The sequence below is a fragment of the Clostridium cochlearium genome (assembly GCF_900187165.1).
Taxonomy (GTDB): domain Bacteria; phylum Bacillota; class Clostridia; order Clostridiales; family Clostridiaceae; genus Clostridium_G; species Clostridium_G cochlearium.
This window is the reverse complement of sequence record NZ_LT906477.1, coordinates 1479920-1494293: the sequence shown is the minus strand read 5'-3', so window position 1 is coordinate 1494293 and position 14374 is coordinate 1479920. Positions and strand designations below refer to the sequence as shown.

At 30.0% G+C, this 14374-nt stretch carries 11 protein-coding genes; 10 read left to right on the top strand and 1 reads right to left on the bottom strand.

Annotation, left to right across the window (positions count from 1 at the left end):
* Window positions 1-472: 472 nt before the first annotated feature.
* Window positions 473-2239: a single-stranded-DNA-specific exonuclease RecJ gene (gene recJ / locus CKV72_RS07410; protein ID WP_169712357.1), complete on the top strand. Its 1767-nt coding sequence runs from the start codon at window positions 473-475 to the stop codon at window positions 2237-2239.
* A 58-nt stretch (window positions 2240-2297) separates the two neighbouring features.
* On the opposite strand, the gene CKV72_RS07405 is transcribed toward recJ, so the two are convergent.
* Complete coding sequence (locus CKV72_RS07405; RefSeq protein WP_089866865.1) at window positions 2298-2498, bottom strand: alpha/beta-type small acid-soluble spore protein; 201 nt, start codon at window positions 2496-2498, stop codon at window positions 2298-2300.
* A 147-nt stretch (window positions 2499-2645) separates the two neighbouring features.
* Here CKV72_RS07405 and CKV72_RS07400 point away from each other — a divergent pair, with 147 nt between their 5' ends.
* The 9 genes from CKV72_RS07400 to CKV72_RS07360 all read left to right on the top strand — a co-directional run bounded on the left by CKV72_RS07400 (window position 2646) and on the right by CKV72_RS07360 (window position 14369).
* Window positions 2646-3722 (top strand): undecaprenyldiphospho-muramoylpentapeptide beta-N-acetylglucosaminyltransferase, encoded by a 1077-nt coding sequence (locus tag CKV72_RS07400; protein ID WP_089866868.1) that lies wholly within the window; start codon window positions 2646-2648, stop codon window positions 3720-3722.
* An 862-nt stretch (window positions 3723-4584) separates the two neighbouring features.
* Window positions 4585-5010, top strand: coding sequence for a flavodoxin (locus tag CKV72_RS07395; protein WP_089866871.1), 426 nt, complete (start codon window positions 4585-4587; stop codon window positions 5008-5010).
* Between the two features lie 425 nt (window positions 5011-5435).
* Window positions 5436-8957 carry a pyruvate:ferredoxin (flavodoxin) oxidoreductase gene (gene nifJ / locus CKV72_RS07390; RefSeq protein WP_095177901.1) on the top strand — a complete coding sequence of 1174 codons (3522 nt, stop codon included), beginning with the start codon at window positions 5436-5438 and terminating at the stop codon, window positions 8955-8957.
* Window positions 8958-9100: 143 nt separating this feature from the next.
* A complete protein-coding gene (locus CKV72_RS07385; protein ID WP_089866876.1) occupies window positions 9101-9427 on the top strand; it encodes a DUF1292 domain-containing protein in 327 nt (108 codons plus the stop codon).
* A 79-nt stretch (window positions 9428-9506) separates the two neighbouring features.
* Complete coding sequence (locus CKV72_RS07380; RefSeq protein ID WP_089866879.1) at window positions 9507-10160, top strand: HAD-IB family hydrolase; 654 nt, start codon at window positions 9507-9509, stop codon at window positions 10158-10160.
* A 368-nt stretch (window positions 10161-10528) separates the two neighbouring features.
* The gene (locus CKV72_RS07375) at window positions 10529-11338 is read left to right on the top strand and encodes an aminotransferase class IV (RefSeq protein ID WP_207713309.1); all 810 of its coding nucleotides are present in this window, start codon (window positions 10529-10531) and stop codon (window positions 11336-11338) included.
* 33 nt (window positions 11339-11371) lie between these two features.
* Complete coding sequence (locus CKV72_RS07370) at window positions 11372-13381, top strand: flagellar assembly protein A (RefSeq protein ID WP_114648769.1); 2010 nt, start codon at window positions 11372-11374, stop codon at window positions 13379-13381.
* 11 nt (window positions 13382-13392) lie between these two features.
* Entirely contained in the window at window positions 13393-13854 is a 462-nt protein-coding gene (locus CKV72_RS07365) for a chemotaxis protein CheW (RefSeq protein ID WP_095177899.1), read from the top strand.
* A 26-nt stretch (window positions 13855-13880) separates the two neighbouring features.
* Complete coding sequence (locus CKV72_RS07360) at window positions 13881-14369, top strand: chemotaxis protein CheD (protein ID WP_089866890.1); 489 nt, start codon at window positions 13881-13883, stop codon at window positions 14367-14369.
* Window positions 14370-14374 lie beyond the last annotated feature (5 nt).

The following is a 14374-nucleotide window of genomic DNA, read 5'->3' as shown; positions in this document are numbered from 1 at the left end:
CCTTTTAAATAATTATTATTAACATAATGATTTTACCTTTAAAGAACATATGCTGTCAACCCCTTGAAAAACAGAGTTTTTAATGAACAACCTTAGTTAATGATTTTAGAGGACAGAGCAGAGGACAGAGCAGAGGACAGAGGACAATTGACAGAGGACAGTGAAAGACACTTTTCTTCGTTGCACTCAGAAAAGTTTTAATTTTATTTGATTTGTTAAAGATAGTTGTACTATGGAAAACTCGTTTAGCAAGCTAAACTTTTATAAGGTTTTATACAATTTAAAATTTTTCGTAATGTTAATGAAGAAAAATTAACCTTCATTGTCCTCTGTCCTCTGTCAATTGTCAAATGTAACAAAGTGGAGAAAAAATGTCCACAATTGTTCACTATTCATTATTAGTTGTTCATTAATTTAAGGTTTTGATATGCAAAATTTTAATTTAGTATATAATGTTATAGAGGTGAAATCTATGAAAAAAAGATGGATGATTAAATGCAGTAACGTAAATATAAAGAGATTATCTAAAGTAACTGGCATAAATGAAGCTATAGTTAAAGTATTAGTAAATAGGGGGATAAAAACTGCCTATGATATAAATAGGTTTATAAATGCATCCCTAGAAGATTTATATGATCCTTTTTTAATGAAAGATATGGATAAAGGTATTGAGTTAATAAAAAATGCTATAGAGAAAAATAAAAAAATAGCAATATATGGAGATTATGATGCTGATGGGGTTACCAGTACCGTTATTTTATATAAAGGATTAAAAAGATGTGGAGCAAATTTTATATATCATATTCCAGATAGAGAAAATGAAGGGTATGGTATGAATAAAGATAGAATAGAAAAGCTGAAAAATGAAGGTGTAGAGGTAATACTGAGTTGTGACAATGGTATAAGTGCCATAGATGAAATAGAATTTGCAAAGGAACTTGGTATAGAGGTGGTTATAACTGATCACCATGAACTAGGTTTTGTTGAGAAAGATGAAAAAAGAGAGTATATACTGCCAAAATCAGATGCCACAATAAATCCAAAAAGACAAGACTGTACCTATCCTTTTAAATTATTGTGTGGAGCAGGTATAGCCTTTAAATTTATTCAAGCTCTTTATTCAGTTATGGGAATAAGCTCTAAAGAACTTTATGAATTACTACAATATGCAGCCATAGGTACAGTTTGTGATGTAGTGGATTTAATAGATGAAAATAGAATATTAGTTAAAAATGGTATAGAACTTTTAAGAGATACAAATAATATAGGACTAAAATATTTAATAAAGGAAACAGGAATAAATGAAAAAAATTTAAACTCTTATCATATAGGTTTTGTTATTGGTCCTTGCATAAATGCTACAGGAAGATTGGAAACAGCAAAATTATCTGTGGAACTTTTATTAGCAGAGCAGGATAGTAAAGCATTAGAATTAGCTAAAACACTTCATGAATTAAATCAAGAAAGACAAAAATTAACCAGTGAAGGTGTAGAAAGTGTAAGAGAAATAATAGAAAATAGTTCTATAAAAAATGATAAAATAATTGTAGTATATAATAAAAATATACATGAAAGTATTGCAGGAATTGTGGCGGGCAAAATAAGAGAAGAATACAATTTGCCTACTATAATTCTTACTAAAGGCAAGGAAAAAGCAAAGGGGTCAGGAAGGTCTATAGAAGAATATAATATGTTTGAAGAATTAATAAAATGTAAAGATATTTTAGAAAGCTTTGGAGGACATCCTATGGCAGCAGGGCTTTCTATAAAAGAAGAAAATATAGATAAATTTAGAGAAAAATTAAATAATCAGTGTAATTTAACAGAAGAAGATATAATTCCTAAAATAACTATTGATGAAAAATTAAGTCCTAACAATGTTTCTATAGATTTTATAAATAAGCTCAGTATATTAGAACCCTTTGGCAAGGGAAATTCATCACCGATTTTTGCAGAAAAAAAATTAGAAATAGATAAAATACTTTTGCTAGGTAAAGATAGAAATACTTTGAAATTTATTATAAAGATTGATAATATAAGAAAAATGGAAGGTATATGTTTTGGAAGAGGAAATGAATTTGAGGAAATGCTAAAGAAAAATTATGGAGAGAATTATAGATTTGTAATGAATAATCCTAAAGATATAAGAATGGATTTTATATTTTGCCCTACTATAAATGAATACAATGGATATGTAAATCCTCAAATGAGAATAATAGATTATAGATTTAGTAGTTAAAAAAAGTATAATACCACAGAAGTGGTATTATACCATTATATTTATATATATTTATATTTTATTTAGAAGATAAATCTCTTTGATATTTTTCAACCATTTTCTTAACCATATGTCCTCCTACGGAACCATTTTCCCTAGAAGTAAGGTTTCCATTGTAACCTTCTGTTAAGTTTACTCCTAATTCTCTTGCAGCTTCCATTTTAAATTGATTTAATCCTTGCCTAGCTTCAGGAACTAAAATTCTATTACTTCTTGCCATTTATATTACCTCCTTTTTCTGTTGTATTATTATATTGCCCGGAAAGTAAATTAATATATTAGTCTTTCAGAGGCAGATCAGTTAATTAAAACATAAAATAATAGAAAATGGATTTTTTAATTTTATAATAAAGGGTGGTTGGTAAACTTGAAAAAAAAGATTATATTAACAGGTGGAGGAACGGCAGGTCACGTTACTCCAAATATATCATTGATTCCAAAATTAAAAAAATTAGGATATGAAATAGGATATATAGGAACAAAAGATGGAATAGAAAAAAGTTTAATAGAAAAAGAAGGAATAAAATATTACGGAATCTCTAGCGGAAAACTAAGAAGATATTTTGATTTAAAAAATTTCACAGATCCATTTAAAGTTTTAAAGGGAATAATGGAAGCTAGAAAAATAATAAAAAAAGAAAAACCTAATGTAGTTTTTTCAAAGGGAGGATTTGTGGCAGTACCTGTGGTTATTGGAGCATATTTAAATAGAGTGCCTGTCATATCCCACGAATCTGATATGACACCAGGGCTTGCTAATAAAATATCAACACCCTATTGTAACAAAGTATGTGTTACTTTCCCAGAAACACTAAAACATATAAAAGGAGATAAAGGTGTTTTAACTGGAACACCCATAAGAGAAGAACTTTTTTTAGGTGACAAAGAAAAAGGGAAAAAAATTTGCGGCTTTAAAGATAATAAGCCCATAGTACTACTAATAGGAGGAAGCTTAGGTTCTAAAGTTTTAAATAATTTAATAAGAGAAAACATAGAAGAATTATTAAAAAAATTTAACATAATCCATATTTGCGGAAAAGGCAATATAGAAAAAACATTGAAAAATAAAGAAGGATATTCTCAATTTGAATATGTAAAAGAAGAATTGCCACATTTAATGAAGGCTTCAAGCATAGTAATATCAAGAGCAGGAGCCAATGCTATTTTTGAGCTCTTGGCACTAGCAAAACCCAATTTATTAATTCCATTATCAAAAAAGGCAAGTAGAGGGGACCAAATATTAAATGCCAGATCCTTTGAGAAAAATGGATACAGCTTAGTTTTAGAAGAAGAAGAAATAACCAATGAGATTTTTTTAAAAAAACTAAACTATCTTTATGAAAACAGAGAAAAATATATAAATAATATGAAAAAAAGCTCCTTTAAAAATGGCATAGATAATATAGTAGAGTTGATAGAAAAACATTGTATAGTGAATAACTAATAGCGAACAGTGAACAACTAAGGAGGTTCTTCCTCGTAGCGTCAGAAGAACTTTGATTTTATTTAGAGGACAGAGGACAATTGACATAGGACAATGAAGGAAGATTTTCCTCCGCTTTGCTACAGAAAATCTTTAATTTTATAAAATCTGATGAGATTTAAAATAAATTAACTTTTATATAATAATTTATTTTAATTATTTGCTATTAATCTAGCGACTGTGTCGCAAGCCGATAGGCCGCCGTTGATTAATGTGAATAATGAACAGGGAACAATGAATAATTATTGAGGATTTTTTCACTTTGTTGCAAAAAATCCTTAATTATATGAATTTTTATAAAAACTAAAACTAAACTATTCAATAGAATTTTATAGCTTAAAAGATTTTAACACTATAGCCTGACTTAATTTTAATGCTCTTAAAAACTAAAGCGATGTTTAGCTTCGCTAAACCAGCCATCAATAAAAATGTCAATGTAGATATAATTGAAAATGGAAAGTGGAGAATGGAGAATTAAGGATAGTTTAGATTTATCTAATATAAAGGTTTAGCTTTAGCTAAACCCAAAGATCTTATAAAATTAAAAACTTTTCGTAACAACAGTGGAGAAAAGATGTCAATCATTGTCCTCTGTCCTCTGTCCTCTGTCCTCTGTCCTCTGTCAATTGTCAAATGAACTGTCCTCTGTCAATTGTCAAATGTAACAAATTGGAGAAAAGCTATCCAGAATTATTCACTATTAACTGTTAGTTATTCACTAAATAAGGTTATTCACTAATATTTGTTCACTAATAAAGGTTATTGTGTTAATATAAATGTATAAGTAATTTAAATTAATAGGTTTAACAAAGGAGATGGTATTATGAAAAAGGTTTCAATTATATACTGGAGTGCTGGGGGAAATGTAGAGGTACTAGCAGATAATATATCTAAAGGAGCAAAATCTGCAGGTGCAGAAGTAGATATAAAACAGGTGCAATACGCAAAACCAGAAGATGTGTTAAAAGCAGATGCAGTGGCTTTTGGAAGTCCATCTATGGATAATAATCAAGTAGATCAAACAGAAATGGCACCATTTTTAAAGAATTTTAAAGAGCTAAACCTAGAAAATAAACCAGTTGTTTTATTCGGATCTTATGGATGGGACAATGGGGAATTTATCGAAAAATGGGAAACTCAAATGAAAGAATATGGATTTAATGTTATAGGAAAGCTAGCAGTGCAAGAAGCACCTAATGAAAAACAATTAGAAGAAGCTAAAAAATTAGGACAGTTACTTGCTAAATAAATAATATATAAAAAAATTAAACCCTGTACTTTACATGTATAGGGTTTAATATTACAATTAATTTGTAAAGTATGTAATAGATAATTTTGTATTAAAATTAAAAAAAATATACAATAATAAAATATTTGTGATATAATATCTTTGGAAATGTTTTAGCAATAATAAAGGCTTTTACAAATAAGGATATACTTTGAGAAAAATTTAATAATGCATTTTACATATTTTAAATTTTGTTGTATATTATAAAGTGTACTAGTTTTTTAAAAAAAAGTGTATTAAAATATTCAACAAGTGGACAAGTAAAATGTAAAGTTAAATCCTTTACAAAAAGCTTATATAATGCTTATATAATTTTGTAGTTTTCTGCAAAATTTTAATTAAAATTATATATTATTAAAAATATATAGAAAGAAGGGAATTTACTAATGAGCAGAAGAATGAAAACTATGGATGGTAATACTGCTGCTGGATATATATCCTATGCGTTTACAGACGTAGCAGCAATCTATCCTATAACACCATCATCCCCAATGGCTGAACACGTTGATGAATGGGCAGCACAAGGAAAGAAAAATATATTTGGTCAAACTGTAAAATTAATTGAAATGCAATCAGAAGCAGGAGCAGCAGGTGCAGTTCACGGATCATTACAAGCAGGAGCCTTAACAACTACATATACAGCTTCTCAAGGATTACTTTTAATGATTCCTAACATGTACAAAATAGCAGGAGAACTTTTACCAGGAGTATTCCATGTAAGTGCTAGATCAGTTGCAACTCATGCATTAAACATATTTGGAGATCACTCCGACGTTATGGCAGCAAGACAAACAGGATTTGCATTACTTGCAGAAAGTAGTGTTCAAGAAGTTATGGACTTAGCAGCTGTAGCACACTTATCAGCAATAAAAGCTAAAGTACCATTTTTAAGTTTCTTTGATGGATTTAGAACATCACACGAAATCCAAAAAATTGAAGTATTGGAATATGATGAATTAGCTAAATTAGTTGATATGGATGCAGTTAACGAATTTAGACAAAAAGCTTTAAATCCAAATAACCCTGTAACAAGAGGAACAGCTCAAAACCCTGATATCTTCTTCCAAGGAAGAGAAGCATGTAATAAGTTCTACAACGAAGTACCAGGCATCGTTGAAAATTACATGAACGAAATAAATAAATTAACAGGAAGAGATTATAAACTATTCAACTACTATGGAGCAGAAGATGCTGATAGAGTAATAGTTGCAATGGGATCAATCTGTGACTGTATAGAAGAAACAATAGATTACTTAATGGCAAAGGGAGAAAAAGTTGGTTTAGTTAAAGTTCATCTTTACAGACCATTCTCATTAGAGCACTTCTTCAAAGCTATGCCAAAAACTGTTAAGAAGATTTCTGTTCTTGATAGAACTAAAGAACCAGGTTCAATTGGAGAACCATTATACTTAGATGTTAAATCAGCATTCTATAACTGTGAAGATATGAAACCAGTAATAGTTGGTGGAAGATATGGATTAGGTTCAAAAGACACTCTTCCAGGACATATAATCTCAGTATTTGATAACTTAAAAGAAGAATGTCCAAAAGATAACTTTACAGTAGCAATAGTTGATGACGTAACTAATACATCATTACCAGAAGGAGAAAACATTGATACAACACCAGAAGGAACTACAGCATGTAAGTTCTGGGGTCTTGGATCAGATGGTACTGTTGGAGCAAACAAGAGTGCTATAAAGATCATAGGAGACCACACAGACATGTATGCACAAGGATACTTTGCATATGACTCTAAAAAATCCGGTGGTATCACAGTATCTCACTTAAGATTTGGTAAAGAACCAATTAAGAGCCCATATTTAATAAATAACGCAGATTTCATAGCTTGTCATAACCAAGCATATGTTCATAAATATGATGTAGTTAAAGGATTAAAGAAAGGCGGTAAGTTCTTACTTAACTGTATTTGGTCAGATGAAGAATTAGAACAACAATTACCAGCTTCCTTAAAGAATTACATTGCAGAAAATGATATAGAATTCTACACAATAAATGCTGTTAAGATCGCTCAAGAAGTTGGTCTTGGCGGAAGAATAAACATGATAATGCAATCAGCATTCTTCAAGATTGCAAACATAATACCAGTAGAAGATGCAGTTAAATATCTTAAAGATGCAGTTGTTACTTCCTATGGTAAAAAGGGAGAAAAAGTTGTTAATATGAACAACGCTGCAATAGACAAAGGTGTAGAAGCTGCACACAGAGTAGAAGTTCCAGCATCATGGAAAACTACTACTGAAGGATTTGTAGAAAAAGCTGAAGAAAAACCAGCATTCATAAAGAATATTGTAGATGTTATGAACAGACAAGAAGGAGATAGCCTTCCAGTTTCAGCATTTAACGGATATGAAGATGGTACATTCCCACAAGGAACAGCTGCATATGAAAAGAGAGGAATTGCAGTTAACGTTCCAGAATGGCAACAAGATAACTGTATCCAATGTAACCAATGTTCATTCGTATGTCCTCACGCAGTAATAAGACCATTCTTATTAACTGAAGAAGAAGCTAAGAATGCACCAGAAGGATACAAAATAGTTGAAGCTAAGGGTGGACCTGCATTTAAGGACTTCAAGTACACAATGTCAATTTCACCACTTGACTGTACTGGATGTGGAAACTGTGCAGAAGTTTGTCCAGCACCAAATAAAGCTCTTATTATGAAACCAGCTGGAACTCAATTAAAAGAACAAGACAACTTTGCTTATTCATTAAAATTATCCAAAAAAGATAATCCAATGAATAAGATGAGCATAAAAGGTAGCCAATTCGAACAACCATTATTAGAGTTCAACGGAGCTTGTGCAGGTTGTGGAGAAGCTTCCTATGCAAGATTATTAACTCAATTATATGGAGATAGAATGATGATTGCTAATGCAACAGGTTGTACATCAATCTGGGGAGGATCAGCTCCATCAACTCCATACACAACTAACGAAAAAGGACAAGGACCTGCTTGGGCTAACTCCTTATTCGAAGACAACGCTGAATTCGGATTAGGAATGGCTATAGGAGCAAAACAAATAAGAGAAAGATTAGCAGATAAAGCTCACGAAGCATTAAATGCTGATGTAAAAGAAGAAGTTAAGAAAGCTCTTCAAAATTGGTTAGATAACTACAATGAAGGAGAAGCTTCTAAGAAAGCAGCTGCTGAACTTATAGCAGTACTTGAAGCAGAAAAAGACAGTCACGAAGCATTAAAAGAAATCTATAGAGATAGAAACTATCTTGTAAAACAATCTCAATGGATATTCGGTGGAGACGGTTGGGCTTATGATATCGGATACGGCGGTGTTGACCATGTTCTAGCAAGTGGAGAAGATATAAACATCTTCGTATATGATACAGAAGTTTACTCAAATACTGGAGGACAAGCTTCAAAATCTACACCAACTGCTGCAATAGCTAAATTTGCTGCATCAGGTAAGAAGACTAGAAAGAAAGACCTTGGAATGATGGCAATGAGCTACGGATACGTATATGTTGCTCAAATAGCTATGGGTGCTGACAAGAACCAAACTATAAAAGCAATGCAAGAAGCAGAAGCATATGATGGACCATCATTAATCATAGCTTATGCTCCATGTATCAACCAAGGATTAAAGATAGGTATGTCTGCTAGCCAAGTAGAACAAAAGAGAGCTGTTGAATGTGGATACTGGCAATTATACAGATTCAATCCAGCACTTAAAGAAGAAGGAAAGAATCCATTCTCATTAGATTCTAAAGAACCAGATTGGAGCAAATTCCAAGACTTCTTAATGGGAGAAGTAAGATATGCTTCCTTAAAGAAAGCATTCCCAGAAGTAGCAGATAAACTATATGCAAAAACTGAACAAGATGCAAAAGATAGATACGAAAGCTACAGAAAATTACAAGGCTAATATATAAAATAGGAGGAGACTTAAGTCTCCTCCTATTTTTTAAAGGAATTTTCAAAAAAGCCTTTTAAAATGTGCAAATTAAGGGTAAAATTATAACATAACCGAAAGGAGGTGAAAGTCTGGGAATATTTCCAGACGATGCCGTGGATAAAGATAAAATAAATAATTGTTGTTGTGGTAATGATGAACACAATCATGATTGCGGATGTGGTTGTGAAGGTGAACATGAACATGAACATGAAGCTTTACTAGTGGACTTAGAAGATGAAGAAGGAAACGTTGTAACTTGTGAAATAGTAGATGCTTTTAATTACAAAGAAAATGACTATGTTTTAGCAGAAGACCCTGAAAGTGAATCAATATATCTATTTAAAGCAGTTAGAGATTCAGAAGAGGGCGAACTTGAAAATTTAAGTGATGAAGAATTTGAAGAAGTAAGAGCTTATTATGAAAGTCTTCAAGAAGATTAATTTACAAAAAGAACCGCTATAATATATATCGGTTCTTTTTATTTTAAAATATAAAAAGTATTTTAAAGGGGATGAAAAAATGGATAATGGAAAAGTTAAATTAGCCATATTTGATGTAGATTTTACTCTAACCAGTAGAGAAACTCTAATAGAATTTTATTATTTTTTAGTAAAAAAGAAGCCAAGTTTATTAAAAAATCTAGCTAAAAGTATAAAAGGTGGATTTTTATATCTTATTAGAGTTTATGATGCGGGGAAAGCCAAAGAGGAGTTCATATCTTTTATAAAAGGTATTACAGAAGAGGAAATGAAAGAAATTGCGAAAGAATTTTACGAAAAGAGACTTAAAAGTATATTATACAGTGATGCTATAGCTACTATAAAAAATTTTAAAAAAGAAGGGTATAAAATATATTTAATTTCTGCTTCTGCTGAATTTTATCTAAAAGAATTATATAATATAAATGAGGTAGATAAAATAATAGGAACAAGATTCGAAGTAAGAAATGGAAAGTACACTGGAAAAATTTATGGAGAAAACTGCAAAGGTGTAGAAAAGGTAATAAGACTTAAGCAGTATTTAAAAGAAGAGGGTATAGATGTGGACTTTGAAAAATCCTACATGTTCTCAGACTCTCTAGCAGATTTACCTCTATTTAGAACAGTAGGCAATCCGTATTTAATAAATTTTAAAAAAGAACACGAAAATATAAAGAGATTAAAATGGAAGTAGGAAAAAGTGTTAACGTTTCTTAGAGGACATAGGACAATTGACAGAGGACAGTGAAAGTTTTAATTTAATTTTATTTGTTAAAGATAGTTGTAGCATAAAAAACTCGTTCAGCAAAGCTGAACATCGAAGATATCTTAGATTTATCTAATATATAAAGGTTTAGTTTTAACTAAACCCAAAGATCTTATAAAATTAAAAACTTTTCGTAACAATAGTGGAGAAAAGTTATCAATCATTGTCCTCTGTCCTCTGTCAATTGTAAAATCTAGCAAAGTGGAGAAAAGCTATCCAAAATTATTCACTATTCATTGTTAGTTGTTCATTAAAAAAGGTTATTCATTAACCAAAGGGGGAGGTTTTTTATAATTATGTTTGGAAAATACTATATTCTTAATAATAATATCAAGAATTTAAGAGAATTTGACGATAATATAATAAAAGGACGCAATACCATTTATGAGGTGTTGAAAGTTGAAAGAGGGGTGCCTTTATTATTAGAAGATCATATAAAAAGACTTAAGAGCACTTCTAAACTGACTAATTTAGAAATATGGTTAGAGGAAAGTTTTATAGAAGAATCTATAAAAAAATTAATAGAAAAAAATCAAGTAGAACAGGGAAGTTTAAAATTTCTTTTAAATTTTGAAAATAAGGATTTTATATGTTATTTTGAAGGAATAACATTTCCATCTGAAGAAGATTTTAAAGAGGGAGTATCCACTGCGTTATACAATAAAGAAAGAGAAAATCCTAATGCAAAGGTTTTAAATCAGGAATTTAGAAAGGATTTAGATAAATTTATAAAAGATAAAGGTATATTTGAAGCTATATTAGTAGATAGAAATGGATTCATAACAGAAGGAAGCAAATCCAATGTATTTATGGTAAAGGGAGATAAACTTATAACAACTCCATCTAAAGCTGTATTACCTGGAATAACTAGAAAACAGGTTTTGGATATATGTAATGAGTTAAATATATCTGTAGTAGAAAAGTATGTAAACTATAAAGAATTAAAAGAAGTAGATGGAATATTTATATCCAGTACTCCTTTTGATGTTTTACCAGTAAAAAATGTAGACAAAATAAACTTCAAATCGTCACAAAATTCTTTTATTGTAGCTATTATGAATAAATATAATGAAAGAATAGATAATTATATAAATACTAAAAAATAATGATTTCTTATATTGATGTCATGGGGGGATTTTATGAAAACTAAAACTAAATTTGTAGGTTCATCTTTAGAAAAATGTATAGGAGATGCATGTAAATTATTTAATGTAAAAGAAGAGGAATTAGATTATGAAATAGTAGAAAAGAAAAATGGATTATTTATAAAAAAAGTAGCTATAGAAGCTTTTCCAGCAAAGGAAAAAGACCTAAAAGAGAAAGAAATTATAAAAGAAAAAGAAGTAGAAAATGTAGAAGAGTATGAAACAAATGAAGGTGTAAAAAATGAAAATGACGGCACAATTAAAATTCAAGATGGAAAGATAATTGTAAAAAACCCTAAAAATAATGGAAAACCTGCAACTATTATTATAGGGGATGATACAGACTATATATCTGTAAAAGTAGATGGAAATGAAATTGTAAAAAGAGCAGACGTATATGAAGAATCTGACATAGAAGTTTCTTTGTATGATCAAGTTGCTTCAAGAAAAATAGATATATCCACTAGTAAAGACAATATAGAAGCATATATATCCATTACCTATAAGCCAGAAAGAATTTATGAATTAAAGGAATCAAAAGAGGGAAATCAATTAAAACTAGAAAAAGTATTAAAGTATTCTAAAATGCCACCTAAGTATACACCTGAGGAAATAAAAGAGCAATTGTCCAAAGCTGGAATAATATGTGGTATAATAGAAGAAAATGTGCAAAAAGCCATAGAAAAAAGTTGTACTAATATGTTAATTGCAAAAGGAGCAAGGCCTATAAATGAAAAAGATGATGTAATAGAGTACAAGTTTAATGTGGATGGAAGAGAAAAAAAACCAGAGCAGGATGCTATGGGAAACATAGACTTTAAGAGCATAGGTACAGTGGAAGCAGTAAAAAAAGGAGATGTACTTGCTATAAGGCATACATCAAAAACAGGAAGAGATGGCATAGATGTAAGGGGAAAAATTTTAAAACACAAACTTGGTAAAAAAATTAGAATAAGAGCAGGAAGCGGTTGTGAACTAAAGGGAGAAAAAATTATTGCAACTATTGAAGGAAAACCTTACGAGAAAAACAATGCCTTTTATGTGTACAGAATGTACGAAGTAAGATCTGATGTGGATTTGACTACAGGTAATATTGAATTTATTGGAGATGTTTTAGTACATGGAAATGTAAAAGAAGGTATGGAAGTTAATGCAGGAAATTCCATAACCATAAATAAAAATGTAGAAAGAGCTAAAATAGATGGAAAAGGCAATATAACCATTAAAGGAAGTATATTATCTTCAGACATATTAGGTGGGGGACAAGATGTTACTAAAATAAAAGCCATTGACAATTCAAATTCCCTTATAGATATTTTAAAAGAAATTATAGAATCTGTAAAAGAAGTAAAAAGATTAGACTTATACGGAAGAGACAAAAAAGATGGTGAAATAATAAGAATATTAATGGAACGCAAATATAAAGCTTTGCCTAGAATTTGTTTGACAATTATAAGAGATATAACTGTTTGTGGAAAAGATAAAGCGGAATCAGCAATAATATCAGCAATAAAGAATAAACTAATAGGACTAGCTCCTCTTAATATAAAAAATTATAGAGAATTAAAGGATATAATAAAACTTTTAGAGGACAGAGTAGATAAGCTTGAAAAGGAATTAGCTATACCAGTAGAGGTAGTTATAGATTATTGCCAAGATTCAAACATATCTAGCTCAGGAAATGTCTATATAACGGGAAAGGGAGAATATATATCTAGAATAATAGCAAATAACTCAGTTTATTTTACTAAGGAGAGGGCATTAGCTAGGGGAGGACAAATAGAAGCCAAAAAAGAAATAAAATGTAGAGTTGTAGGAAGCATTAGTGGAGTAACCACAAATCTTATTGTAGGAGAAAAAGGAGAAATTTGGGCAGATGAGGCTTATCAAAATACAATTTTTAAAGTAGGCACTAAAGAATATTTATTAGAAACTCCAAGTAGAGATATACATGCGTATCTTGATAAACACGGAGATATAGTAGTAGATAAATTATTATTATAGGAGGAACACTGATGGCAAATAGGGAAAAAAAGATATTAATATTTGGCATAAATAATGAATTTTATGCTACAGACATAATGGAAATAGAAAGAATATTAGGTTTTGAAGAACCAACGAGAGTACCAGATTCTCCAGATTTTGTAGAAGGTGTTATAAACTATGAAGGAAATATACTTCCAATAATTTGTTTGTCAAAAAAGTTTAATATACCAAAAACTCAAATTTATAATGACAGTGATAGAAAAATAATAGTTGCAAAAGAAAAGACAGGTAAAATAGGTATATTAGTGGATATAGTATCAGAAGTAAAAGATATAAATATAGACAATATTGAAGCACCACCAGAAATAGTTGCCGGTATTTCTAAAAGGTATATAAAGGGATTAATAAAAGAAGAAGACAAAATTATAATATTTTTAAATTTAGGTACTATATTAACAGAAGAAGAAAAAGAAATTATCAATAAAGAATAAAAATATATTTGTGAAAGGTGCATACTATGGAAGTTAAAGAATATAGGGTGGGGATTGCAGACCTAAATGTGGCAAAGTCCCCAGATAAGATAATTACAGTAGGACTTGGCTCCTGTATAGGTATAGCATTATATGATAAAATTAATGGCATAGGAGGACTTTTACACATAATGCTTCCAGATAGTACTCAATTTAAAAATGTAACTAATCCATTAAAATTTGCTGATTTAGGAATACCTATATTAATAGATAAAATGAAAGAAAAAGGAGCCAATGTTAGAAATCTAAAGGCTAAAATTTCTGGTGGAGCTTCTATGTTTAACTTCTCAGACAAAAGTATGATAATGGACATTGGAAGAAGGAATATAGAATCTGTAAAAAAGAAACTAAATGAATTATCTATACCAATATTAGCAGAAGAAGTTGGTGGAAACAAAGGAAGAACCATGATACTGGATACATCAAATGGTGTTGTCCAAATAAAAACTGTAGGAGTGGGTATAAAAGAAATATAATGGAG

Excerpts from the sequence above, each read along its gene's own strand:
- CKV72_RS07360 (WP_089866890.1), top strand. The coding sequence starts at position 13,881 with ATGGAAGTTAAAGAATATAGGGTGGGGATTGCAGACCTAAATGTGGCA.
- CKV72_RS07395 (WP_089866871.1), top strand. The coding sequence starts at position 4,585 with ATGAAAAAGGTTTCAATTATATACTGGAGTGCTGGGGGAAATGTAGAG.
- CKV72_RS07405 (WP_089866865.1), bottom strand. The coding sequence starts at position 2,498 with ATGGCAAGAAGTAATAGAATTTTAGTTCCTGAAGCTAGGCAAGGATTA.
- nifJ (WP_095177901.1), top strand. The coding sequence starts at position 5,436 with ATGAGCAGAAGAATGAAAACTATGGATGGTAATACTGCTGCTGGATAT.
- CKV72_RS07365 (WP_095177899.1), top strand. The coding sequence starts at position 13,393 with ATGGCAAATAGGGAAAAAAAGATATTAATATTTGGCATAAATAATGAA.
- recJ (WP_169712357.1), top strand. The coding sequence starts at position 473 with ATGAAAAAAAGATGGATGATTAAATGCAGTAACGTAAATATAAAGAGA.
- CKV72_RS07380 (WP_089866879.1), top strand. The coding sequence starts at position 9,507 with ATGGATAATGGAAAAGTTAAATTAGCCATATTTGATGTAGATTTTACT.
- CKV72_RS07370 (WP_114648769.1), top strand. The coding sequence starts at position 11,372 with ATGAAAACTAAAACTAAATTTGTAGGTTCATCTTTAGAAAAATGTATA.
- CKV72_RS07375 (WP_207713309.1), top strand. The coding sequence starts at position 10,529 with ATGTTTGGAAAATACTATATTCTTAATAATAATATCAAGAATTTAAGA.